The 25,303-nt window shown below is 61.0% G+C and carries 19 protein-coding genes; 11 read left to right on the top strand and 8 right to left on the bottom strand.

Annotated elements, in window-relative coordinates; all coding sequences use genetic code 11:
- From zorA to LDO27_RS24890, 3 genes are all read right to left on the bottom strand, one after another.
- Entirely contained in the window at positions 1-1,992 is a 1,992-nt protein-coding gene (zorA, locus tag LDO27_RS24900) for an anti-phage ZorAB system protein ZorA (RefSeq protein WP_222208790.1), read from the bottom strand.
- A gap of 143 nt (positions 1,993-2,135) precedes the next feature.
- Entirely contained in the window at positions 2,136-2,999 is an 864-nt protein-coding gene (locus LDO27_RS24895; protein ID WP_222208789.1) for a GIY-YIG nuclease family protein, read from the bottom strand.
- Between the two features lie 17 nt (positions 3,000-3,016).
- Entirely contained in the window at positions 3,017-4,003 is a 987-nt protein-coding gene (locus LDO27_RS24890) for a 5'-nucleotidase (protein ID WP_222208788.1), read from the bottom strand.
- A 109-nt stretch (positions 4,004-4,112) separates the two neighbouring features.
- Here LDO27_RS24890 and LDO27_RS24885 point away from each other — a divergent pair, with 109 nt between their 5' ends.
- Positions 4,113-4,892 carry a hypothetical protein gene (locus LDO27_RS24885; RefSeq protein WP_222208787.1) on the top strand — a complete coding sequence of 260 codons (780 nt, stop codon included), beginning with the start codon at positions 4,113-4,115 and terminating at the stop codon, positions 4,890-4,892.
- Here the strand turns inward: LDO27_RS24885 and LDO27_RS24880 are convergent.
- From LDO27_RS24880 to LDO27_RS24860, 5 genes are all read right to left on the bottom strand, one after another.
- Positions 4,855-5,898 carry a helix-turn-helix transcriptional regulator gene (locus LDO27_RS24880; RefSeq protein ID WP_224044532.1) on the bottom strand — a complete coding sequence of 348 codons (1,044 nt, stop codon included), beginning with the start codon at positions 5,896-5,898 and terminating at the stop codon, positions 4,855-4,857. The two genes, LDO27_RS24885 and LDO27_RS24880, sit on opposite strands and share 38 nt — an antisense overlap.
- Positions 5,899-7,194: 1,296 nt before the next feature.
- Complete coding sequence (locus LDO27_RS24875) at positions 7,195-8,172, bottom strand: ParB/RepB/Spo0J family partition protein (protein ID WP_222208782.1); 978 nt, start codon at positions 8,170-8,172, stop codon at positions 7,195-7,197.
- A 2-nt stretch (positions 8,173-8,174) separates the two neighbouring features.
- Positions 8,175-9,359, bottom strand: coding sequence for a ParA family protein (locus LDO27_RS24870; RefSeq protein WP_224044531.1), 1,185 nt, complete (start codon positions 9,357-9,359; stop codon positions 8,175-8,177).
- A 445-nt stretch (positions 9,360-9,804) separates the two neighbouring features.
- Entirely contained in the window at positions 9,805-13,155 is a 3,351-nt protein-coding gene (locus LDO27_RS24865; protein ID WP_222208778.1) for a UvrD-helicase domain-containing protein, read from the bottom strand.
- Between the two features lie 8 nt (positions 13,156-13,163).
- On the bottom strand, positions 13,164-15,824 hold the full coding sequence (locus LDO27_RS24860; protein ID WP_224044529.1) for a PD-(D/E)XK nuclease family protein: 2,661 nt from the start codon (positions 15,822-15,824) through the stop codon (positions 13,164-13,166).
- A gap of 668 nt (positions 15,825-16,492) precedes the next feature.
- On the opposite strand from LDO27_RS24860, the gene LDO27_RS24855 reads away from it, so the two are divergent.
- The 10 genes from LDO27_RS24855 (at position 16,493) to LDO27_RS24810 (ending at position 25,301) form a co-directional block, all read left to right on the top strand.
- Positions 16,493-16,906 (top strand): hypothetical protein, encoded by a 414-nt coding sequence (locus LDO27_RS24855; RefSeq protein WP_222208773.1) that lies wholly within the window; start codon positions 16,493-16,495, stop codon positions 16,904-16,906.
- 189 nt (positions 16,907-17,095) lie between these two features.
- Entirely contained in the window at positions 17,096-17,407 is a 312-nt protein-coding gene (locus LDO27_RS24850) for a cyclic-phosphate processing receiver domain-containing protein (RefSeq protein WP_222208771.1), read from the top strand.
- The gene (locus LDO27_RS24845; RefSeq protein ID WP_222208769.1) at positions 17,404-18,087 is read left to right on the top strand and encodes a hypothetical protein; all 684 of its coding nucleotides are present in this window, start codon (positions 17,404-17,406) and stop codon (positions 18,085-18,087) included. Before LDO27_RS24850 ends, LDO27_RS24845 begins: the two co-directional genes overlap by 4 nt.
- A gap of 95 nt (positions 18,088-18,182) precedes the next feature.
- A complete protein-coding gene (locus LDO27_RS24840) occupies positions 18,183-18,896 on the top strand; it encodes a hypothetical protein (RefSeq protein WP_222208767.1) in 714 nt (237 codons plus the stop codon).
- A 39-nt stretch (positions 18,897-18,935) separates the two neighbouring features.
- The gene (locus tag LDO27_RS24835; RefSeq protein WP_222208765.1) at positions 18,936-19,280 is read left to right on the top strand and encodes a hypothetical protein; all 345 of its coding nucleotides are present in this window, start codon (positions 18,936-18,938) and stop codon (positions 19,278-19,280) included.
- 82 nt (positions 19,281-19,362) lie between these two features.
- Positions 19,363-20,673 carry a hypothetical protein gene (locus tag LDO27_RS24830; RefSeq protein WP_222208763.1) on the top strand — a complete coding sequence of 437 codons (1,311 nt, stop codon included), beginning with the start codon at positions 19,363-19,365 and terminating at the stop codon, positions 20,671-20,673.
- A gap of 722 nt (positions 20,674-21,395) precedes the next feature.
- The gene (locus LDO27_RS24825; protein ID WP_222208761.1) at positions 21,396-21,863 is read left to right on the top strand and encodes a hypothetical protein; all 468 of its coding nucleotides are present in this window, start codon (positions 21,396-21,398) and stop codon (positions 21,861-21,863) included.
- 155 nt (positions 21,864-22,018) lie between these two features.
- Positions 22,019-22,261 carry a hypothetical protein gene (locus LDO27_RS24820; RefSeq protein ID WP_222208759.1) on the top strand — a complete coding sequence of 81 codons (243 nt, stop codon included), beginning with the start codon at positions 22,019-22,021 and terminating at the stop codon, positions 22,259-22,261.
- A gap of 182 nt (positions 22,262-22,443) precedes the next feature.
- Entirely contained in the window at positions 22,444-23,706 is a 1,263-nt protein-coding gene (locus LDO27_RS24815) for a TolC family protein (protein ID WP_224044527.1), read from the top strand.
- 17 nt (positions 23,707-23,723) lie between these two features.
- Positions 23,724-25,301, top strand: coding sequence for an efflux RND transporter periplasmic adaptor subunit (locus LDO27_RS24810; protein WP_224044525.1), 1,578 nt, complete (start codon positions 23,724-23,726; stop codon positions 25,299-25,301).
- Positions 25,302-25,303: the final 2 nt, after the last annotated feature.

Below are 25,303 nucleotides of genomic sequence, written 5' to 3'. Positions count from 1 at the left end.
TCATGCGGCCGCGGGCATGGCGTCAAGCGTCTCGCCGAGATCCTGAATTGCACCCTTCAACAACCCGGTCGCCTGCGCCAATTCCTCGTGGAAGGCCTTGTTGCCGTGGCGCAGCGTCTCGGTAACTTGCTGGGCGAAAGCGCCATGTGCTTCCGCCAGGACCTGGTTGATCTCTTCCAGATAGTCCCCCGCCTTGTCCTGTGCATCCGCAAGATGACGCGACGCCGTTTCCAACTTGCCGACAAGCTCGGCCGTCATGCCTGCCTCTCGTTTGGCGTTCTCGAGAATCTCGCGCAAGGTAGCCACCATGGATGCCGTCGCGTCGCGCGCGGCCTTCTGTTCGCTGAGAATCTGCTGAGTGGACGTGAGCGCGGTGCTCAGCATGTTGGCAGAGCTGGCGAGCGCCTCCGTCGTGCCGACCACACCAGCACTAGCGGATGTCATGGCGTCGAGGTTTTCGCTGAGGCGCGTCGATGCGTGCTGAAGGCGCTCTGCGCCAAGCGCCATGCGGTCGATACTGGCATGTGTGCTGGCTTCGAGTCGCTCAGCGACCTGGCGCATGGCCGTGGTGCTCTCGGAGATCGTATCGGTGAGTCGCAGTACGTGGTCAGACTGCTGCGCCATCAGACCGCTTGCCTGTCCGGCAAAGTCGTTCTGAGTTTGAAGGTGATTCTGGTGAGCCGCGTGTGCCTGATCCTGCAAGCCCTTGACCAGCGCAGTCGTGCTCTCGCTCAGGTCGCGCATCATCTGCCGCGTCGCTTCCGCCGACTCCTGCTGACCTTGAGCGACGTTCTGTTTGAGCTGATCAATGAACGCCCTCATCTGGTCGTTCGATTCAGCTTGACGCGCCTGCATTTGCTGCAGAGCCTCGTCCATTCGCTTGGCCATCGCATCGGCCGCCCCCGAGCCGGCCTGCTGGATCTGGCCGGCCAAGCGCTCAAAACTCGCGGATGCGGTCTGGATTGTATTTGCCGTCTGCACCAGCATTTCGTTCATGCCGCGCATCTGCGTGCCGAACATGTTTTCCATCTGGGCGCTAAAGCTGGCCAACACATCCGTCAACAGCTTGTTGACCGCTTCTCCCTGGCTGTTCCCTACCGATTGGACCGCGCTCGAGATACGAGCCAGCGGTTCGGCTAGCCCTTCAGAGAGACTGCTCGTGATCGACTGCCCCAGCTGAGCGCTTGTTGAGGTGATGGTCGCGATCTGCTGCTGCGTCAGTTCGCCGAGCACCTGCTTCAGATCGGTGACTAGCGATTCTTTCATCTGCATCGCTTGCGTCGCTGAAGTTTCCGACGCTTCCACCAGGCGCTGCAGGTACTCCTCCCCTGCTCCCGCATCGAACAGCCCATCAATCAGGCCGCACAGCTTTTCAACCTGGGTATAGCGACCGTTCAGCATGAGCTTCTCTACGGTCGTGACGAGCATCGCAAAGGCAATCGCAACGCCGGATACGATGAAAGCGCCGCCGACGCTGAGAATCAGAGCCTCCAGGCTGCTGCGGACCACCGCGGCGTCGTCAGAGACCCGAAAGCTCTGCAAGCCGAGAATGAGCCCGGAGAAGGTGCCGATGATGCCTAGGCCGGTCAGGATGCCGGGTAAGTGTTTGAAGAACTCAGTGCGAAGTGGCGAGTCCACTAGCGTCTGCTCGGTGAAGAAGCCATTCGCCATGGCGGTGGCACGCCACCTCGAGACCTCCATAGTCCCCATGGCCGTCGCCTGCTTCTGCCCATGCAATGTGTCCCGATACTCCGTCCAGCAATGGCGAAGTGCCTCGCCTTGCATCGTGCTACTGCGAAGACTATCCAAATCGAGAACCGGTCCGTTGCCGCGCAGAGTAGCCAATCCGTCAATCGCGACTTGCAACTCTTTTCCTACACGCGCAGCAGGTACCAGGAACAGAGCTACGAAAGAAATAACGGCCCCGAACAGCAGTAGCCAGATCGTCCAATGGACGATCTGGGAAACGAGGGCGAAAGAATCAGTAGTCATAGCGAACTCTGCGTGTGCGCGGCGTCAACACTTGTCCGTGGAAAGCGCTATCCGCCGACTCTCCTTGTGTTGAAGCGCGGGCCTGGCGAACGCGACCTAAGACAGCAATTTGTGACAAAACGTAAATACTAGTGGTTAAGGTGTCAACTGTGGACCCGTCCGCGTGGGTGTTGCTCAATTGCGATAGTCGTGAGTGGAGACGTCAGCGGTGCGCTCGGTTCGCGCAGCGGCACCGCGTCGGTGGAATCGCCGGCAAACTCGCGAGAGCGGATTCGCTCGATATCAGCGTCGGTAAGGTCAAACCATTCGCCGTTGATCCGCTTGTCGGCAAAAACGGCGTGATAGTAGCTTTCCGCAGCGACGCAGTCGTCGAACCACGCGCAAAGGGGAATGGTGTAGAGGAACGGCAGGTGAACACCGAACGCCCGCATTCGGGCGGGGACATTGCGTGTTCGACCGACCTTGTGGCCGTATGCCGACTGCAACACGTACACCACTCCCGTACGGGTCGAATCGGTCGGCTCTCCCACAATCTCGCTCGGAACGAGCCGTTCCACGGAAACTCGCCGCGGTTGCTGTCGAGAGCGTGGCGCGCGTTCGATCGGCGAGCTCGTGGTTTTACCGCGCCGTGTCCGCCGCTCCATCCCCTCAAAATTCCCAAGGAACAGCTCGACGAGACCATAGGGGGTCACCTTGCTGTCCGCAAAGCGAAAGCCTGGCTTGGACGACCAGAATCTCCGGCCGAGGACGGTGTCGACCCATATCTGCGCTTCCACCGGACGCCAATTCACGCAGAGCAGTTCGCCCTGCCCCGGGTCAATCAACCCGATCCACCGGATCATCCCCATCTGAGAATCGCGATCGTAGGCCGCCAACAGGAGTCCGTCGCCGGGTGCGGGCGGGCGCGTTTGTGAGGTCAGGCACGGCGGAAGCGGATAGACCGAAGACGGGACGGACACGTCGTCGATATCCAGGGCGATGCGCCAGTATTGTGCGGGTGCGAGCATGGGTGACCTGGCTACTGTCAGACAGCGGGAGCCAGCTCGTCGGCCGGCTCGACTGCCGCCGGACTGGGCGCGCTAGTGGTTTGGTTTGCGATGCCATACGGTACGTGGACCATCGGGATATCTTCCGCAGGTGAGCGCAAGTGACTGCGTTGGTCATCGAAGAAGATATGCGGCTTCATGATTGTCAGAACGCGGGACTTTTCCATGCCGCCCAAGAAAAACGATTCATCGGGCGAGACGCCCCAACTCTTTAGCGTCGTGACAACGCGTTCATGGGAAGGCGCGTTGCGCGCGGTCACCAGCGCGATCCGGACAATCTTCTGATAGCTGGGATCTTGCTTGATTCGCTCCTCTTCCAGTTTCTGCAGGTTGGACAAACCAACGCACAACTCGGCCATCAACCCCGGACCGTGTGGAATAGCTTGCCTGGCTGTTTCGTGCGCTTCGAACTCACGAAGGTCGTGATTCTTCTTGTAGATGGCCTCCGCTTCGTCGTTGGCGATCACGCCGTCAAAGTCAAAGGCCACCCGCAACTGGTTGTCCGCCTCGTCGTCATAGACGCGTGATCGCATCACCAGGCCGGCAGGATAGTCGGCATCGATGGCGTCATGAACGTCTTGCTCGTTCGCGCTCAGGAAGAGCGACGCATTGAAGGCCGGCAGATAGGTATGTGGCGATCGTCCTGCAGTAAATGCGGCTCGCGTGATGTCGAGGCCGTAGTGGCGGATGGATCGGAATACGCGTAGGCCGGTTTCAGGGGAATTTCTGGAGAGCAGGACGACCTCGACGGGCATCTGCTCGGGAAAGCTTTGATTGATCTTCAGGAAGCGCCGGATGAAAGGAAATGCCACACCTTTAGGGAATGGGATGTCGAGGTTGGCTTCTTGATGTTCGCGATATCGCTCCACGCCGTCGGTAAGGTAGACGTGATGCGATTCGCTGAGATCGAAGAGCGCACTCGACGCGACGCCAATGACCAGTTTGTTTTCTATGGGATAGGACATGTCCAAACGTTCGGAGAGAGCGGCCGAATGTTCTCCGGCTCACCGGACAGCGTGTTGACCGGTGCTTAGGCCAGAGTTGCGGGACTGCAACTCTGGGAGTTTCCGTACGATGATCAACAGCAATCCGAGCCACTCTGTTCGCGGCGCATCTGGTGGTGTGGGCGTTGGCCTTCCCTTGCGCATCACGCTGCAGCGCTGGGGCCTGTCCCCGGAGGAGGCATTGTCCGCGCTGGAAGAGTGCCGGGCCGCAGGAAGGGATGTGGAGGCTTCGGTTCTATGGCAGCTCGGGGAACTGCCGGGCGTTGTCCCGGATCTCGTTATCCACCTTGTCGATGCCAAGGGGCTCGTAGGGACTGGCGCCGCAAAGTGGAATGCCATGGGACCCGTGCATGCGCTGCGTAGCGCCCGTGGCCGTGGCAGAGCTGAAATTGCGATCGTCATGGGCGGCATCGAACGACTACCAGTGGTGCGAGCTGGATGCTGGGTGCAATGCGGCAAGCGGAGGTTGCCGGCTGCCCTGCAACTGCTGTTGAGGGTGTTGGTGGAACCGGGCGCGAGGGAGGCGACTGTTGCCCGATTCCGAGAACTTGCCGCGCACGACATCGTGGCCCAGCTGTTCTGTACCGAAGCCGATGACCCGCACGGTTTGATTGCGGGTGTGGAACAGGCCCTGACGCGAGTCTTCAATACAGCGTTGACCGAGCCCACACTAGTTTGGCTCGTTTCGCCTGAGCCTATCCACTCGGCGCTGAAGGACCGGATGCAATTCAAGTGGAGCGGTACCGCACTCGACATCAGGGCCACCCAGGGCCCCGCTTCCCCGCCTTGTGCCGCGACGGCTATCCGCGGGCTCATCGGCTTGCCGTGGCCTGATCTCGTCGCGCCGTAGAGCCGGCGCCCTCCCCCGGTTTTCCATATCGACGGATAGCCGCTTCCAGCATCTGCGCGACCTCGGTGCGCAAGGATGCTGGCGATAGGACTTCCACGAAGGGCGCGTGCTGGAGCAGCAGGTTCCTCAACGCGACTGACGGCGCCACCGTCGCGCGAATCACAAAGCCGCCTTCGCATTCTTCGGTTGCTTGGTCCTCTGCAATCCGGACCACCCTGAACTGGCTCGGGATGTTATTGGATTCCCAGACACGTAGAACGACAGCCTGAGGGGTATCCGGAAACCACTCCAGGACCTTTTCGTTTTGGACAAAACCGTCTAGGTCAAAGTCCGGGTCGCGTTCCAGGACATATCCAATGTTCCGGGCCTCGAGGATACGGTCGCAACGCATCAGAAACGGATCACCTTGCCTGCCGCTGGAGCGGCGATTGCGCACAACCAGATACCAGAACGGGCCCTTCTCGACGAGCGCGTACGGAAGTACCTCATAAACCTTACCGCCGCCGTCGCTTTGATCCGCCTTGCGATAGCGGATAGACAGCGTCTCGTCGCGATACAGCGCGCCCAGGAGGCCATGAAACGTTTCGGGGTCAATGGCAGGCGGGATAAGCGGATAGCCGCCATCCAAGCGGACCGTCTTTCCGATCCAGGCCTTCGCGCTGACCAGCCGGCTATCGGCAGCACTTTCTCCCAGCGCCTGGGCCGCGCTCGCGAAGAATTGCTCGTACTCGCCGAGTCGCTGAGGTAAGTGACTGCCCGCGAGCTGGCGCAGCTTTAACAGGGCGAGCGCCAGATCTGCCGACGGGCGTTTCATCTCCCGCGACGGTGCGCGCTTTAGCAGCTTCCATCGGGTCGCAGGGCCGTTCCCTTCCCTCGCGATCCACGCACCCTCCTCCAACCCTTCCAGTATCCGACGCACTTTGCGATCGGGTAGCGCCGGAGATCTGCCCCAGATAATGTTCTTGAGGTCCGTCGAAGGCCACCAGCGCTCCGGAGCGGTCTGCATGGCTTCTAGTACAGAGTCTTGTTCTGGCGACAGCATTCCCGTGTGTAACAAAGTGTGACGCTACATGCTACGAATGGAGCGTTCACTTGTCTATGAAATTGTGGGCAAAGGGATCGCGACCGTCGGGCGCGGATCTCGGGAGGCGGAGCGCGAGCGCCTACCACCGATCTCACGGTGAGACCGCGCTGTCTTCCCTTGTGTGGGTAGGTCCTCGCTGAATACGCCTAGCCCGTAATCCGCTCTCGGGCGAGTATGGTCTGACGGGGTGAAGCGGCGTCCTCGGGTTCCGCTGCTGTTGCTGCCAAGCGATATTGGCCATGGCCGGGGCCGACCCCGACGTTTCAACTGGAAAGTCCTTTAACTTCAAAGACCTGTACTTCTGCGAAGAAGGCGGCCGTTGTCTGGCGCACCTATCCCCGGGCAAGCGTGGACACCACGAAGCCCGATGGTTGCTTAACCGAGCTCCTTCCCCCGGTAAGGCGCTCCTTGTGCCGTTCGGTAGACCAGCGGGGCCGTTGCGTCCCGAACGCGCATGCCAGGGGAGCGTGCTTGATTAGCGGTAGTGTCCGACCGCTCTGACGCGCGGTGCGGCAGGAGAGCTAAACCGTTGATTTGGCAGCACAAAATAGTTCGGGTCGGTCGCGACCGTGCACTTTTGTGGGGCATTGTGCAATGTAAATTATTTTTCCGTCGGTCACGAGACTGATGAAGCGCGATGCGGCGCGTCGTTGGAGGCCTTTTTTCTCCATTGCGCGGGGCCACAGAGGCGCGAGTGCAATACCGTTTTCGGTGAAGCCGGCTCGCGAGCGCAATGTGCAGGGATGTCTCGCCCGTCCCGGCTCGCCCAAGCGGTGTTGAAAACGTAAGTTGCTGATCGGAAAGGAATTTCGAATTGAAAGGCCTGGTCAGACAATGTGGAATGGCTATGCACGTGTTATTCACCTTCGATGCGCGCCGGCCGCCCCAATGGCGACGTGCCAATGTCTGCTCGCCGCAGAACGGAACCTTTAAAGGGCGTCCCCGCGCCGACGCGTACCGGAAAATCGCACCCGGCTCGCCGGCCCAAGGTCAAACGCTTTTCTCCTTGGCTGGTCCACCCTGATCCATCGGGGCCGGATCCTCCGCGGCTTACCGGCCCCAGTATGTCTCTGGCTCGCATGCATAGATGACTTAAACCTCCCAACACCTCGTTGGCCCCCGCGGGCGCCCTCAAAAAGCAAAGGCCTGGACCGCGGTCCAGGCCTTTGTCCGGGCTGCGCCCGATGTGGGCTGGCGACCGGCATGCGTTCGCGCCTCCTACGACTCTGCCTTTTCCAACTCGGACTCAATCCAGGCAGCAAGCCGTTCCTCCCATGCATTCGCCATTTCCGGCTCCTTAAAGCGGATTGCCAGAACGCCGCTGCGAGCAGAAATGGCGCAGAAATGCCGCTTGCCGCGCCTGATGATGCGCGGTTCCGCCGGGCGGGGAGGCGTCGGTTTCACAGCGTTGTTTAACTGGGCCAACGCCTGCTTCTGCGTAAATGACCGGTCTGACGCCAGACGCCGGATAAGATCCAAGGCGACCGCGGCAGCCTCCGGTCGATCCGCGAGGATGCTGGCAATCTCCTGCGCGGCTACTGCGCCGAGACAATCTGGAATCGCCGCGGTCTTGAGCACCTCAACGGCCGCTTCGGGCAATCGCCCATATGCAAAGAGCTTCGAAATCTGCCCTTCACTGATACCCGCCTCGATGGCGATTTCTCGCTGGCTCAGACCGCTGCGCTTCTGTCGGTCAAGAAATCCGAGAAACTTTTCGAAGTCCGGGAGGGAAGGGGCGAGGAGGTTGGAATAGAACGCTGCGAGTTCTACCTCGTCCTCAGTGGCGAATTCCCGAAAGACCGCAGGAATCGTTTTGCGTCCCAGTTCCCGATAAATGTGGAAGCGGTTATACCCCGCCGCGAGTTCCGTCTTGCCGTCCGGACGGCGAACCACCGTGACGGGATAGATCATCGGATGCTGCTGCAGATTCGCCTTCAGTTCCTCATACTGCTCCGTCGACAGTTTGCGGCGGCGGCCCGGGATTAGGATGATGTCCTCCAGCGGGAGCTCTACAGCATGTCCCTGCGCGGCCTCGAGTTCCGCGACACGGCGCTCTGCGGAAGCCACCGCTGATTGCGCGACCAGCATACGTCCGGGCGACGTCTTCGGACCCGTGGAGGGCGATGTCTTGAGATCGCTCTGAGCTTTGACGGTTACGCCGGCGGTCTTGGCCAGTAGTTTGTCACCAATACCCATTTTCAATTCCCTTTCGACCAAGCGACGGCAAACAGATCGTCGACATGCTGTGCAAGACGATCAAGCGGTTCACGAAAGCGGTTATACGCCTCGACACTGCCTTCCGGCCGCGACAGGTCGTACACGGTCGCAAGCTGTGCCGACGCGCCCTTTGGCACGGTCGATTCAGGAATCTCAATGCCAAGTACACGGTTCCCGTACGCCTTGACCATCCATTCACGTACGACGCGCGACACCGGATCCGACTTCACTTTGGTCAGCACGATGTTAATGAAATCGAATTGCTTGTTTTGCAAGACGCCAGGCAGACGGCGCGCAATGTCGGAGAACAGGTGCCAGAACTGGGTCGAGCTCGCGAAGTCCAGTCCGTCGGGCGGGCAGGGCATCAGGATGCCGTCGGAAGCGATCAATGCATTGATGGTGATGTAACTGAGGGCCGGGGGCGTGTCGATGACAATGGCGTCGTAATGCTCTGCCATTGGTTCAATGCCCTTGCGCAGGATGTCCCAGAAGTGGAAGCCGCTCTCCTGCAGGACTTTGGACGGAATCTCGAACTCCGCATCAAACAGCGCCGACGAGGCGGGGATCAGATCGAGGTTGTGCCAGTACGTGGTCTGTACTGCATAGTCCAGCGTTTCCTGATCGCCATAGATCAGCGGCAGCAGAGTCTTGGACTCGTCGATCTCGGCATCTGGTGCCCAGCCGCACAACTGGGTCGCCGTGCCTTGGGGATCACAGTCCACTAGCAACACCCGTCTGCCGAGAAGGGTCAACGCCTGAGCCAGACAAACCGCCGTGGTGGTCTTGGCGACCCCACCTTTGAAGTTTCCGACGGTGACAATGCGGCCGCGGCTCCCCTCAGGTCGTGGCATACGGCCACCGGCCTGCTGTACCCAGGCAATGGCGTCCTCCAAAGAAAACACCTTAGCCCGGCCGTTGCCTTGTGACACCCCTGGCGGGAGCCCGCCTTTGGTAGCCAGGTAGTGGAACCGCGCTTTATCGATGCCGCAGAGCGATGCAATCTGACTGCTGGTAAAGGTAGGCGGATTTTTACGGGGGTAGGGTTCCAGCATTGCGTCCCGGATCTGGCCGAATACATCATTAGCCTGTCCTGCGATGCGTGCCAGACCGTCTATGGTCAGGCTCTCACCCTCCAGATTGTCCGGGCGGGGCAATTGGGCCTTCATTAAACTTGTCGCCATGGCGCGTTCACTTGTAGAGTCAAAGTAAACCGTTTGCTAGACGGTTTCCTCGTAATTCAATGGTGACCGTAGGATACCGGGGCGACAAGTGATCGGCAAGGAATCCGTCCCGGAAAGCGCGTCCACGCGCAACGGTCGGGAACACGCAATTAACGGCCTGCGATCGTCTGCATGGCGAACGGCGGCCGACAGAGGAGGGGCGCAACGGTAGCCCATATCGGCAGGCGGGCGGAGCAGGGGAATGTCTGGAGAGCGGGCGAAGCGTAGAGGCCGTGCAGACGTGCCGCTCGTCGCGAGGCGGCAGGGGGACACGCCTGCCGCTACGCAGAAGGTGTCCGGCGTAGCGGCCGGTGGGTGGCTAGTGCCGGTAACAGGCGGGTCCCTGAGGCTCCACTACGAGCGAATTCAGCGACGCATCAACACGCAGATACTATGGCTCGACCGGTATGACGTGTCCGCTAGTCATCAGAACGATCATGCCTCGCTTAGCGGACGTCATCGAAAGGTACGACCGCACCTGCGCGCCATAGTGCTCAAGTGTTGCGGTACTCGGGGCAACGTCGCTCTTCCAGTCGATGATCACTTCCGGCCTGCCATCCTCACCGACCGCCACCGCGTCTGCTACTCCGACAATCGCGTCCTCCAAAAACGTCGACGCTGCCGAGCCATAGACGGGGAGCTCCGCCATCAGACGCGGACGCATCTTCGCAATGTCCGGAATCGTTAGCGTACGAAGGACACATCCAGCGATCTCTGCCGGAGACAGGCCGGTGGACGCGTCCTCATGGCAGCCCGCACCCATCGTGCAGATCAGCGTTGCGGCACGCTCAGTCAAAGTCGCCAGATCATCGGACACCTCGCCGTTCAATACCTCTTCCATCAGCTTGTGCAAGATGACGCCGCGGTCCCGGCTTCCCCGTACTGCGACGGCGCTACCCTCGGTTCCGGACTCGGCGCCCGGAAGAACAACCTGGGCGATTTCGGGGATAAGTACGGCGCCCGACATGTGCCCCTCATCGCGACTTGGCGCCAGCCATCGAATACCGCGATGCGACTCGGCAATCAGGCGCGCTTCGGCTGCGAAGGTTTCACGCGTCTGCTGATTGGGGCACGCCCCAGTCTGCGAGGACATCGGCGGTGGATCCTCTTCCAACGCCACGGTGGGCAGCTCCTGCAACGCCATATCCACCAGCGAGGCCCACGACTTGTCGCTCGTGACTGCAGGGCGGGGCAGCACCAGCAGTTCGCGGGCACGCGTTGCGGCCACGTACCACAAACGTACACGTTCGCGCTCCAGTTCGGCACCCTCGGCGGAACGAATGGCATCGTACCCCGCCGGCCGGACGCCAAACACAGGGCAGAAGAGACGTCCCGATTCAGGGTCCACAAAAACGCTGTCAGCCTGCTTGATCGCGGTCATCGTATTGACCGGCACAACGACCGGCCACTCAAGACCCTTCGCGGCATGCATGGTGAAGAGCGCAACGGCGTCCTCCTGCGCATCCGGCCGGCCCTCGCTAGCCCGCGAGGCGTCGGTCCAGGCCGCCGTCATGGCTGCAGCAAATGCGCGCAACCCGCGCACGGCAAACCGGCGCGACATGTTCAGATACAGATCGACGTTCGCCAGTGCCCGGTCCGCCTGGTCGCGATGCCGCTCCAGCAAAAGATGACGCACATGCAACGCGTCAACGGCCTGGGACAGGAGGACATACGGCGTGGTCGAGTTCACCTGTCGTCGAAGGGCTTGAAGCGAGGTGACAACTTCCCGTGCAATCGGATTGGCGATACCGGCCGGGTCCACGGAAATGGACAGCCGCGGTAGCGTGCCGGCATTGCTGTCGTCCCGGGGCAGTGCCGCGATGATATCCAGGATAGCCTCATCACTGAGTCCGACGAGAGGGCCCCGCAGCAAAGCGCCCAACGCCAGCGTGTCCCCCGGGTCCGCCAGCACACGCGTGACCGCAATCAGGTCCTGGATCTCCTGACGCCGGTACAGACCCTTGCCCGCCTGTGTCGCCACCGCAATGCCCAGTCGTTCAAGAGCAGCCTCGTAACGCCATAGATCCGTGCCCGTCGGGGCCAGCAATGCGATGTCGCCCGCACGGCAGGCACGCGCCCCACCGGTTCTCCGATCCACTACCCGATGCCGGCCAATCAGCTGTGCACACAGACGGGCGACGGCTACCGCCTCGACGTCGCGCAACTCGTCTGCGGCAGGCTTCTCCGAAGCGGCCTGGATATCAAGTGCCACGACACAAGGGTCTTCGCCGTTGTGCGGCTGGAATGGTGCCAGTGCGGTGAAGCCCGGCTGGCCGTCGGCGGACAAGCAAGGTGCGAAGCGCGCATTGACAAAGTCCAGAATCGGCGCGTGCGAGCGGAAGTTGGTCGAAATGGTGAGCACGCTGCCTGCGTCCATGGCCCCGAAGGCCGTCCTGGCTTGCACGTATGCAGCCACGTCGGCCCCACGAAACCGATAGATCGCCTGCTTTGGGTCGCCTACCAGAAACAGCGCACCCGGCCGGATCCTGAACGATGTCCAGTCGCCAGCTTTGCTGCCTTCGGGGTCCCCACATAGACGCCAGAATATTTCCGCCTGCAGAGGATCCGTGTCCTGGAACTCGTCGACAAGGACATGGCGATAGCGCGTAGCGAGCGCCTGTCGGACGGGCTCGTGGTCCCGTAGCAGTGCCCGTGCCGCGTAGAGCAGGTCATCGAAATCGAGCAGGGCGCTGTCGCGCTTGTACTGAGAAAAGACTTGCACGACGGCACGAACGTGCGTTGCCAGCTCCCCAAGGACGCGCGTGGCAACCTGCGCCTCCAGGGCGCTCCATGCCTCGCAACAAGCCTTGTACAGATCCGACACCACGCCGAACGCTTCCTTCCCCGCGGAGGCCGGCATACCTTCCCGCTTCGCAGCGGCCTCCCATGCAGTCTTGCGGCGGAATGCCAGAAAGGATCCGGAGCCCGTGCATAGCGCAGGCACCGGCCGAAGCGCCACTAGTCTGGCGAGGTGCGAAGGGCTGGACTCGTCGATTTCCCAGTCCAGCGCCTGCGCCATGGCAGCGAAGTGGCGGGCTGTTTCGACGGTGGCTTCTTCGGCGAACGAGCATGTCGCCATGAATCCGGTCAGGGCGGAAACCGAGCGCCTGAAATCTTCCACCAACGGCATCAGCGGCAGTGCAACGGGCCCCGTTGCATGACGGTGGCGTCGGAGTGCGGAGGCGATGTCATGCACCAGTTGCAGCGTGCCGGAGGCGTCTTGGGCGACAAGGTCCGCAAGCAGACCCGAGCCATTCTCACCGAGCCGCTCCCGTAGCCATTGGTCCACGATGTCATCGAAGGCCAGGTCTGCGGCGTCCCGGTCCATGATGGCCGCGCCGGGATCGATGCCAGCCTCGACAGGGTAGGGCGCGATGAGCCGTTGGCAGAACCCGTGAATGGTTGAGCAGGTCAGGTCGTCGATCACCTCCACCGCGGCAAGAAGCTCGCGCCGCTGCATGTCACTAAGTCCATCCGGAAGCGCGACGCGAAGCTCGGCCGGCACCGACCCCGCCGTCAGCGCCTCGACAAAATCCCGTACCCGGATCACCAGCTCGCTGGCGGCCAGCTCAGTGAAAGTCACGGCGGCAATATGGCGGGGTGCGATGCCACTGGCCAGCATCATGGCAATACGGCCCGCCATCACGGCCGTCTTGCCGGATCCCGCACCGGCTTCAACGAGCAGCGCCCGGTCATGTTCGGCAATCGCGATGCGACGCGCCTCGTTATCGGAAAGCAGCATAGACATCCTTATTTAACCTCCCAAACACGGGCCGCTACCCCCAGACGCGCCAGTGTCGCGGCCGACTTGCGCTTGTAATAGGTGACACGCGCATTCGCGGGCAACGCAAACGCAAGGTCGTCATACGTGTCGGCTGCATCCTTGCCAGGTAGCGACGCACCGCCCAGCAGGCTTTCGTATGCAGCAGCCAGATACACGCTCAGTTCAGCCAGCGCGGTATCGGCATCGGCTAACGGAAACTCACGTTGTTCGCGGGGATAGAGCAGGGATGCCGTTACCTCAAAGTCCTGGCCAAGCATGGCCTTAACGGCGTATGCATATAGACACCGCTGCAACTCATTGCCGCCGTTCAGCCCAAAGTCGGCCTTAGGCGCCCTTCCGGTCTTGTAGTCGCGCACCCAGCCATGACGTCCATCGGGGGCGATGTCGAGCCTGTCGATATAGCCGTTGATACGAATCCGCGTGCCCGGGATCTCGACCGGTGCGTCACCATCCCACGGGGCGGGACAGTCGCTGACACCCTTTGCGCCCCCGAAGCGCACTTCGCCATAGGATCGTGTTCCGGGCGGCACCGGCTCGCCCCCCATCAGCGCAGCGATAGATAGCTGATGCACCTCGTTCAAGGTACGCTGCCAGATCAGGGCGGGAGGTACGGGCTGCGCTGTCTCCCATTGCGCGGCGGCGTCGGCGACCGCCGCTGTCACGGCCTGTTGTAGCGTTTCGCGACTGGCGCTGCCAAGGCCACCAGCGTGTACAAGCTTGCCTACCGCGATCTCAAGCGTCAGGTGCACCAGATTCCCCATCCCCAGGGCATCCAATACCAGCGGCTCTTCGCTGATAACGGGCGACCGCAGCCCCATGCCGTACTTCCACACAAAGCCCAAGGGATTGCGTAGCAGCAGCTTCAACGAGCTGGCGGACTGGATGCGCCCCAGGGCGAGGCTCACCACCGGGTGCCCGGGCCGGACGAGCCCATCGTGCCCGGTGAGCTCGGTCCGATGCCAGTCTTCCCAGCACTGGCTCGCGGAAACGGAGCGGGACAAGGCGCGGAACTCGGCCTTGCGTGCCAGGAGGCGATCAGTTTCGCTAAAGGCGTGCGCAGGCGCTGCGTTGCGATCCAGATACCTGTCCTTCCCCAAGCCGTGCAGCAAAGCACTCCGGCCCAGCACACGGCCTTCGCCATCCCGGCGTGCGCTCGACAGGACGACTTCCGCAGCAGCGCTCTGCAAGATGGTCCGGAAGTCATCCCGGTCGACCACTGCCAATGGGCGCGGCTCGAGTTGGCGCATTGGCACAATATGATCGGACAGCAGACGATCCTCTGTGATGCCTCTGGGCCAGCGCGACGAATTCAGGCCGAGCAGGCGCACGAATCGACGTGGCGTGCCAGCAAGCTCATTGGCGGAGGCCCACACTACGCCAGCGCATGCTTCATGGCGGTCATCGATCTTAAGTCGCTGGAGCGTGGCATCCAGCGCTACCGCGGGACCAGCCAGCAGGGCTTTGCGCCAGATGGCTAAGGCCTGGCCGGACAGAATTCCTTCTCCCATCTCGGCCGCACGGTCCGTGCCGCAATCCAATCGCGCCACAATACTGCGCAGGGCGTCACGCGGGTCCGCGCCCTCAGGCCATGCGTCCGGGGACAAGGCGTCAAGCAGCCGGTACCAAGAGGCCGGGGTGGCAAGGGGCGCGTCCGGAGGGAGAATGCGTGTCCAACCGGGCGGCAGTGTTGCAAACACACTGGCGCCCGCCTGCAATGCCGCCAGACGGCGCACGCGCGACTGGGAGATGCCGCGAACCAGGATATCTGCGAGTGCCGCGGCAGCCTGACCAGCGCGCGTCGCGATCGCGGGAATGCCATGCACAAAATGGAGGGCGATATTGGCATCCTCCCGCAGCGCCAGGAAATGATCGTCGTACTGAGCCGGTGAGGCCGCTGCGATAGCGATCTCCGAGGGGGCAGCCCGGCCTGTCGCGATGAGTTCACGGGCCCAGCGCAAGGCCTCAATCACCTCGTGATATGCCGTTGCAGCACTGACGCACTCGACCTTCGGCTGGTGCGGCGATGATCGCACGGCAGCAACGGCGCTGCCTTCCAACCATAGAGGTAGAGAGCGTGTGCCGGCGAGCCAGCGTGTCGGCGTGACCTCCGCCAAGGCCAGTACCAGCGGGCGCCAGCAGGCCGCGATGTCCGCGGCTCCCGCGAAGTCGATGGGGCCCAGCAGCCGCGGCGCCAAGGCGATCCGCTGCATTGCCGCGATAGCAAGGTCAGCCGGCGCCAGCATCCCCGCCGGCAGCCGCCTCAGCGTCGCTGTTTCCAGCCTGGCGAGGGCATCGAGCCTGGAATGCTGCAGCCGTTGAGCCTTAAGCTCGAAGTTTGCGTTCCATACCTTCCTCAACGTCCCGAGGCTCGCGTCCACCATACCGGGAAGACCTTTGATGCCGTCCAGTTCGCCCAATGCCGTCTCGTGCAACGCCAGGCCAAGGGCGGTACGAATGCTCTCGTCATCAGCTGCGCACTGAAAGCCGCCGGCGAGTCGCGCAGCTAACTGCTCGATCGTAACGATATGTAGTCCGTGACTCTGCTCGCGCGCTGCGCGAAGCCGCCATTCTCGGCTGGCGAGCCTGCCCTGGACGACGATGGTCCTGCGCTGCAAGGTCTTGTTCATTGTGTGCATTGGTGCTGGAGAACATCAGGCGATGCCGCTGTGGCGCTGCCGGCAACACAGCCTTCGACTTCTGGTGGACTGTGCGAACTAAAACCCGGCAATAGTGCCACCGTCACCGGACAATTGTTGTCCGGTCCGCCCGCATGTTCCCCGGCCACCGACGGAATTCAGTCGACTCCGGCCGGTAGGAGGGACGGACGTCTGTCGACGGGCAGTGGGATGGATGCGATACCGGGCGAGGACGCGGCGCAAGGCCAACGCATGGCGCGATGCGCGCTGGCAAACCGCCCGGCCGTCGGCTCGAGGCCGTCTCGGTCTCTATGGTTGCTTAGCCGCCCGAAGACTGCAGGGCAATGGATAAAGAAAACTCGCCAGGCTTCCGATAGATCGTTGTGGGGTCGCCGCAGCATGGGTCTGGAGGAACCCTGGATCGTTCTGGCGGGATGTGCGCGACCGGCTTTGGCGCTGGCCAGGGGCCCTACCTCGACCGGACACCCTGTGACCGGTCGAGGTAGGAGAATGGGGTCATTGCTCCCGCAGCAGCGGCGGTTCAGCGGCGTACCGGGCCGCCGGGGATTGCGGCAAGGCATACGTCGTTCCCCGTGACGCACGGCGCGCGGTTGTCGCGACAAGTCGTTCAGGCCGTTGTCAGTCCAGAGGACCTTCCCATGCCCCAAGCCATCGATCATATCGACGCTATAGCCCGCCGCAAGGGTCGCGATGTGCTGTATCTGGTCTTCTTTGAGCAACCCGACGGAAGTCGGGTAGCGGTGCACTGGCAGCACAACGAAAGTCGAGCCGCTGTCGTCCAGTGGCTTGACCGGGAGGGTTACCAATGGTTGCCCTGCGGGGAGATAGCTAGCGAGAGCGGGTTCGCGTCATACCGAGGTTCGATCTATGTGGACACACCCTACGATTGTCAGGATCCCCGCTACCTCGCGCTGCAGTCATACCTTGAGCACCCGAATGGGCAGCTCCGGTTTGGCGGCATGCGTTTCCTGATATTACCGCTCGATATAGCGATGGGTAACGCCCACCACGACGAGCCAGGATTCTGGGACAAGTGGGCAGACAGGTTTTGATAAGTGGTGGCATCGCAGGAATAGAGGATTCAGGCCTGACGCAGGCCAGCGAGCGCTGCGTCACGGAGCGGCTTCAGCAATATGCAACTTCTCGGTCCAAGCCGTTTGCGTTGCCAGGTACTTAGGGCCGACGGATTTGACGCGGAAGCCCGATATGGCATCGACGCGGGTGACCATGGAGCGGCAAGCATGAAAGAGTTTCTCGACGATGAGAGGCCCACTCCGGAGGGCTGGACGCGAACATATTGGCCGGACGAAGCTATCCGTCTCCTGGAAACCGGGGCGGTGGAGGAGATCAGCCTGAACCACGATCTGGGCAATGACGAGCGTGGTACCGGATACGATGTGATCCTATGGATTGAACGCGCCGTTGCCTTGACGGGCTTTACGGCGCCGCGAATAACAGTTCACTCGGCTAACGCAGCTGCAGCGGAAAGAATGCGCGCTGGGGTCATGGCCATTGAGCGCCTGGCTCTGGGCAAAGGAACGGGGAACAAATGAAGATCGAAACGATCAGCGGGGCTTACGACCACCTGTTTGCAGGCCGAGCGACTTTGCCTTGGTGGCCATGGATAGGCAGCCACTTCGAGGCGTCTACGACGAAAACCATGATCGTCGGAGAGAGCGTATATCGCTGGCAACCGGAGTCGAAGGTCTTTGAAGAGCGGTATGCTCGACCCGACGGCCTGCGCATCACCCACACCAATCACGCGCTGCAATTTGATCGGGTCTCACCGTACGTTCGCAACGTCGAGCGCGCAATATTCCGCACCGCGCGACCCAGCCATGATCAGAAGAACAGCCTGTGGTCATCCGTGGCGTATCACAACCTGGTGTTACGTCCGCTGGCGTCAAGCCATGTACGGCCATCCGATGAAGACTATCGAACAGGGTGGACCGAGCTCCTCGACCTTTGCGACTTGCTGGATATCGGCCAGTGTCTAGTGTACGGCCTGGAATCGCCGAAGCGCCAGGCGCTGAAGTATGTAGCGGCGCAGCGCCAGATGACCTGCGCCATCCAAAAGGTAGGGCCGAAAATTGGCAGCCATCAACCACGCGTCGCGCGCCTGACGATGGGGGATCGCCAGCTTAAGCTCTTGTTCATCAGACACCCGAGCGCATTCTTTAGCTGGAAACGTTGGGCACCGATCGTTGGGGATCATCTCCCCCTTGGCCTGTGAGGCCCAATCGTTAGACATACATCCAATCTGCCGCGGCTCCGGCGGCTGACGCATGGTCCGACGCGCCGCGGCGAATGCATCGTGGGAGAAAAAGCATGAGGCACATAGTAAAACTGAATGGCGGTCGGGGAGACGAAGCTGCTGTCTTCACTCAGACAGGGGTGGGTGACGACTGCGCACTGACGTGTGAACTGAATGGCCGGCGATTGACGGCGACGGGGCCAGACTATTTCGAGGCTTTATGCTCACTGCGGCTTGAGCTCGAGAAAGATGGCCTGATCCCGGTTTGTTACGGCGCGAGCCTCAAGGCATTTCCTTCGGGAATGGCGCGTGACATGGGCGAGGGCCTCAAGGTGTACCGGCTCAGCCTTGGAAAGCAGTCGGCCATGTCCGATCTGGTCGGAATCTTTGAAAATGGAAACGATGTGGTACCCGCAACGGTGGCCGAGCAACAGGAGTTCTACCGGCGGTGGTGCCAATCCCTTAATCGCGACGACGCTGACCCGCCAGCGAACGCGGATGCCTTACTGCCCGAGTATTTGTCCATCGGAGAGAGTGGTCCGTATGAAGTAACGGTGTCGTTCGAAAAAGAAAGCGTGCTCTCGGGTAAACCAGGCCCCTTCGTACGGAGGAGAATGGTAGATCTGCACACCTTTCTTATTGCGCTTAACGACATCGTCGAGCAGCACTCAGGCCGCCTGACTTTTGACGAGCATCCGTCTCAACTAGAAGAGTTTCGCGTTGATCTCGTTGCACGGAAGATCCGCCTGAAAGCAAGGCGCTGCAAAGCAGATCGGTTCACTGCTTGATCTACTGCATCGTCTGCAAACCGCCATTCTTGGGAAAATATGAACCGGGCTAAACGTCACGAAGCTGAAAAGGCTGCCGCTGCGTTACAGCAGCTCGTCGCCTCCGGCCTGACCCATGAAGAAGCTCGGGTAGAGCTTTCGAAGCGGGCCATCATGGTTGCGGCAACAGAGTGGCTGCGTTCGAAGCTCTTCAGTGAAGAGCACGAACACGTCTACGACAGTACCGCTGAGGCTGCAGAGCGGAAAAATGGGCGCAATCCAATGAATGCCGACTACGTCAAGCGGATGGATGCCAAGCGGGAAGCACTGGGCATACCGCCTTTGACTACGAGCGGACTTGCCGCCGGGGACGAGGCACGGGAATACCTGCCGTGCCATTGTTGAACGACTGCATAACATTTTCAAGCCGTCGCTAGACGGCCAGTGACCGGTTTGCCGAGCGTTTCTACTGCAAAGGAAAGCGAAGATGGTGGTGGCTTGTATTGTGCTGGTGCTTGTGTTGCTGGCGGTCGTGCTTTGGCTTTACATCGCATCGCCGGCGAAGCGCCGGATGAGGGAAGCGGCCGCGACGGCAACGACGCATTTGTTTAACTCTCGGAATGCAGTGAGCCGGGACGATGGGAATTCGGCTGCACTGGGCAGCGAGCTATCGTTAGTAGATGCCGACGGCCATGCTCTCGTGCGGACCAGGGTGCTGCAGGGAATGCCAGAGGGCGCAGAACTCCTGGGCGGTCCTGGCGATGTGGGACTTCATCGCGCACAGCAGCTTGCTGCTGACCTGTTCAAAGGGACCACAGGCCTGCGTAGCACGACCGTAGAACTGGTGTTCGATCCAAAGATCCAGGAGGGACTAGCGGACGGAACACTTGAGATCGTTAAGGCAAAGGGTGGCGGCGCGCGCTTGATGGCCCGGGCGACTGATTCAAAGAAGATCGCCGGGCATGGCCGAATTGTAGACGCCGGCCGAGCCAGGCAGATCGCCGCCGGCGCTTTTCAGCTGCTCAGTATCGCGGTCGCGCAGTCGCATCTAGACCATATCAACCGCAGCTTAGGCGACATCAAGCAAGGAATCTCCGATGTCCGGCGCTACTTGGGCGACCAGGACCATGCCAGACTGCAGGGCACCGTTCTCTACCTTGAATACCTTGCGTCTCTGATCAATTCGATGCAGTCGCCAGACGACATTACGCCGGAGAAGCGTCATCAGCTCGAAGAAATCACCAGAGAAGCGATGCAATGGGGTGTACAACTCGAGCGGCAAGCGGATGCATTGGCGAAGCGAATCGCGATGCAAAAAGATCAGGACACGTTCGGAGGGACAGAACATACGTATGCGGCCCTACTCGCACATGCCGAATCCGCGTATGACCTTGTCGCAAAGCGGAACCTGCTGCTGCGGATGATGGCTCTGCTGAACCTCTGTCGGGCCTATATCGATCCGTTAGGTAAGGCAACCTTGGGGGCCGCTCTCGCCGTAGGTTCGGCGGATCAAGTTGCAATGCTGGCCGCCGTTGCACAGAACCTCCGCGATAAGTCCAATCAGCTACTGTCGAAGGCGCTCTGGAACAGGAGCGACGAATTGACACGCAGAAGAGAAGACGTAATTGAGAAATCTGAACGTCTGCTCGCGGACGCCTCCACGCAGCAACGGCACTACGACTCAATGATGACGCAGCTGGCAGAGCGCCTCCGTCGACTGCAACATCCCGACGGAACTATTCGAATAGCTTTGACTTACGATGGCGAGGGCCAGGTACAGAACGCAGCTTTACTGTAACGCCATCTTGGATCGGCTGCCTGTTTCCGTGACGCTTCGAAGCCATAGGAAACGGCAAGCCGTGTCACGGTGGCACCTGCCTGACCGTTCAGAGCTGGCCAAGCTTGCTTGGTCTGGTGCCCGCTCCTGCAATTGATCTGGACACAACACAACCCAACACGGTGAGCTCGCCTGCGCTGCTATTTGGCGCGTGCTGGAACCGACGTGGACGCTGGGCGACGTCGGGGCACCTCTTGAATACTGCGCGTCCGAGACGGACGGTTTGAGCGGTGGTAGGGATTGGCAAACCGGAGCTTCGCAAAACCGATGGCCTCCCAAGCCGCGGGTAGCCGGGGCTTCCTTCCGGTACTTGCGTTGGCATGATTTCTTGCCACGGGAGAGGACAACGTGGCGTGATGACCTTCGACGCGTAGTCGGCCTGGCGCTGCGTGATGTCAGCCTCTCCTGCAGACCATCTTGCGCAGCCACGTCGCCCGTCGGGGCGCGTTGTCCAACATCTCGTTCATCTCAACAGCTAAGCCGCACAGGTTGCTACGAAGCGCGGTGCCGGAGCAGTAATCGCCCGTCAATGATGGAAAGGACGTTACATGAATAACTTGGAGGGTTTCGCGCAGGATCTGGGCTCGTTGATAGGTCGGCCTTCGGACCTCCGACCGTTCGTGTGCAGAGGATCGCCGTTGGAATGCGAGGTTTTCATTGTCGGCCTGAATCCGGCCAGTCCCATGAAAGCTGATTTCTGGGAATTCTGGGACTCAACGACAGGTTTTAACAAGGAAAGGTGGTTTGAGGCATACAAGGCAGAGCGCGCGGCGCATCCATTGAAGCCAGGAAGAACGCGCCGAAACGCCGTCAGTAACACCCGCAGAGTCATCGAGTGGATGCTCCCCGCGCTGGCTCCCATCAAATGTCTCGAAACGAATATCTACTCTGCGGCCACCGAAGAGATCGCCGACCTTGAGCTAGAGCGCCGGATCACCGCCCCGTTCGATTTTCTCCTTGAACGGATCAAGCCAAGGGTTCTTGTTGTCCACGGTGACGACGCGATCCGCCACCTCCGGCGGAAAACGTTGCCGATGACTCTCATCGAGGCCAAACACTTCTCGCGCGGATGGAGCCACGAACTAGCTAGTCGCCTTGCCCTCGATGTCCGGACGGCAATCGGTACCGGGGCGGGAAGCACCAGAGTTTAGCGGCCCGGAAAACGCCGTTCAACGATTTGAATCTGAAATTGACATGGGGCCACGGCGAGGCAATTCGCTCTAACAGGGAAATTGACGCAGGTCCTAATGGCTTAGACCCGTGCAAAAGTCAGTAGTACCATTACCGCTACACATAGGAGACAACCATGGCAAAGGTGGACGTAAGCAAGATCTTCGGGAAGATCAAGTATGTTGAGCACTTCCCCGACTACAAGGTGAAGGTGGTTGAAAGCTTCGCAGATCTTCACGTTCAAGAGGTGAGCAGCTTTCCGAATAGGCCGGGCAAGTGGAAAATCGTCAACAACTTTCCAGACTTCAAGATCAAGCTGGTAGAGAGCTTCCCTGACTTCACGATCAAGTTCGTAAAGAGTTTCCCCGGTCCGCGGTAGAGGTAAGGTCATCGCTTCCCATTTGGCCACTCCTCGGTCGGCATGGCGCCGTGGGCATCAGATTTGAAACGGACCTGCAATCACCGAGGTCATAGCTTCAGCCAAGTCGACCCGTTCTAACGCACGAGCGAGCTCTTTGCGCTCGGCCGAATGGCAAGGGCCAAAGGCCATGCGGAGCCGCTATGAGTTGTCTGCTTTGGGTTCTGCCGCTCTGGTTGGCGGCCGCAGTGCTCATTCCCTACTCCGTTGCCGCGCACGCGCAACCGGTGTCCAGTACCGCCGCGCTTGGATTGCGCGAGCCGTCCGCGCCCCTGAGGCTGGACGATGCGCTGGCGCTGGCGGCGGCAAGCAACTTCACCTTGTCTGCGGCCGGCAAGGAGGTTGAGGCAACCGAAGGCGCCATCATGCAGGCGCGCACGATCCCCAACCCGGAAATCGCGGCGCTCGTCGAGGACACGCGAAGCGCGACTCGCAATACGACCGGGCAGGTCAATATTCCGATCGAACTGGGCGGCAAGCGCTCGGCGCGTATCGCAGCGGCGGAGCGTGGCCGCGATGTCGCGCAGGCGGACCTCGGTAGTCTGCGCGCGGACCTCCGCGCCACGGTCATCGCGTCGTTCTTTGCTGTCCTGATTGCACAGGAGCGCGTCGAGTTGGCCACCGGCTCGGTAGATATCGCCGCCAAGGGCGCTGAGGCAGCGGCCCGCCGCGTCACGGCCGGAAAGATTTCCCCGGTAGAGGAGACCAAGGCCCGGGTGGAACAGGCCAATGCGGAGCTGGAGCTTGCCGAGGCCCACGCCGAACTGCAATCGGCACGGCAAGCCCTGTCAGCGCTGTGGGGCAATTCCGGCCCCCAGTTCACAACGGCACAGGGAGACCTCGATTCCCTGCCGTCGCGCCCAGCCCCCGATGCACTGCTTAAGGAACTGGAAAACTCGCCGCTGCTGCTGTCGAGTCGGCTCAACGTAGAACGGCGGCAAGCTCAAATTGGCGTGGAGCGCAGCCGGCAATATCCAGACATTACGCTCAGTGTTGGCGCGAAGCGCGATAACGAAGCGAATCGCAACATGGCAGTGCTCGGCATCGCCATTCCACTTCCCCTATTTGATCGCAATCAGGGCAATCTGTACGAGTCCATTCAGCGTGCCGACAAGGCGCAGGATGAGTACCTCGCCACCCAGATTCGCTTGACCAACGAACTGCAGCAGGCGTCGAACCAACTGTCGGTTTCGCGCGCCTCTGCTCAGGCACTACGGACGACGGTGCTGCCGGCTGCGGAACAAGCCTACGGCGCCGCAACACGCGGATTCGAAGCCGGTAAATTCAACTTCCTGGACGTGCTTGACGCGCAGCGCACGCTGTTCCAAGCGCGCATCCGATATCTCGGCGTCCTCGCGAGGACCTACCAGTCGGCAACCACGATCGACCGCATCCTCGGACGCTAATCACGGATTCCGGAACCATGACTACCTCAAAGAAACAAAGGACCGCAATCGCGGCAATCATTCTCGCCGGCGTGCTCGGCATTGCCGCCGTACTCCTCACGGGGCGAACGACCGGTCACGACGAAGGCGGACACGGGCATGCGGAACACTCGGAAGCGAAGGAGCATGACGACAGCGAGCATCATGGGCATGCTGCCGAAAAGGGCCATGCCGATGCAGACGAACATGCCGATGAAGAGCATCATGAAGCGCCCACGAAAGGACCGCACGGTGGGAACCTGTACACGCAGGGCGATAACGCTATCGAACTGGCGTTGGCAGAGGAAGGCGGCGCAGCGCGCTTGAGGGCGTGGGTTTCCAAGGACGGCAAGCCCGTCCTCGCCGGTACTTCGATGTCCGGCGAACTGAAGCGGGCGACTGGCGAATCCATTCCACTGAAGTTCAAGCTCGGGAGAGATTTTCTCGAGAGCGACGTCGACATCGAAGAGCCGCACGTGTTCGATGCCACGGTCTCGGCTGTATTGCCGGGTGAGAAGAACGCCATCGTCGCCCGGCTCTCCCGGGAAGAGGGCAAGATCGAACTGACTGCTGAGCAAATAAAGACCGCGGCGATAGCCATCGAGGTCGCCGCGCCAGCAACGGTCCAGTCCGGCCAACAATTTCCCGGAGAAATTCGCTTCAACGAAGATCGCACCGCCCATGTGGTCCCGCGGTTGGCTGGCGTCGTGGAGGCGGTGCCGGCCAATATCGGCCAGCAAGTGAAAAAGGGCCAGGTGTTGGCCGTCATCGCCAGCACAACCCTCGCCGAACAGCGCAGCCAGCTCCTCGCAGCGCAAAAGCGACTGGAACTCGCCCGTACTATCTATGAGCGCGAGAAGAAACTGTGGGAAGAGAAGATCTCAGCGGAGCAGGATTACCTGCAAGCGCGAACCGAACTGCAGGAGGCACAAATCGCCGTCCAGAATGCGCAACAGAAGCTGACCGCCATCGGGGCAAGCGGGGCTTCGAAAGGGCTCAACCAGTTCGAGCTGCGTGCACCCTTCGATGGCATCATCGTTGAGAAACACTTGGCCCTCGGCGAGGCGGTCAAGGAAGACGCGAACATCTTCACGATATCGGATCTTTCTACGGTCTGGGCGGAATTCGTCGTCTCGGCCAAAGATCTCAGCCATGTGCGAGTGGGGGAGAAGGTCACCATCAGCTCCACCGCTTTCGACGGGAAGGCGGAGGGCAGGGTGTCCTATGTGGGTTCGCTACTAGGTGAGCAGACGCGCACGGCCAAGGCGCGCGTCACGCTGGTGAATCCGAACATGGCTTGGCGGCCAGGCCTTTTCGTGACCGTCAATGTCCTGGGAGAGGATGTTCAGGTACCGGTTTCCGTGTCGGCCGACGCCGTGCAGGAGGTGGACGGGCAGAGCACGGTGTTCATTGCCGTCCCGGGGGGCTTTGTCGCGCAGCCGGTCAAGATCGGACGCACCAACGGCAAGCTGGTGGAAGTGCTCGAAGGCCTGAAACCGGGCGTGCGTTACGCGGCCGCGAATAGCTTTATCCTCAAATCGGAGCTCGGCAAAGCCAGCGCCGAGCATACGCACTGATA

It is taken from the genome of Cupriavidus respiraculi, assembly GCF_914271545.1.
GTDB classification, from domain to species: Bacteria; Pseudomonadota; Gammaproteobacteria; order Burkholderiales; family Burkholderiaceae; genus Cupriavidus; species Cupriavidus respiraculi.
This window is presented reverse-complemented; position numbering and strand designations above follow the sequence as displayed.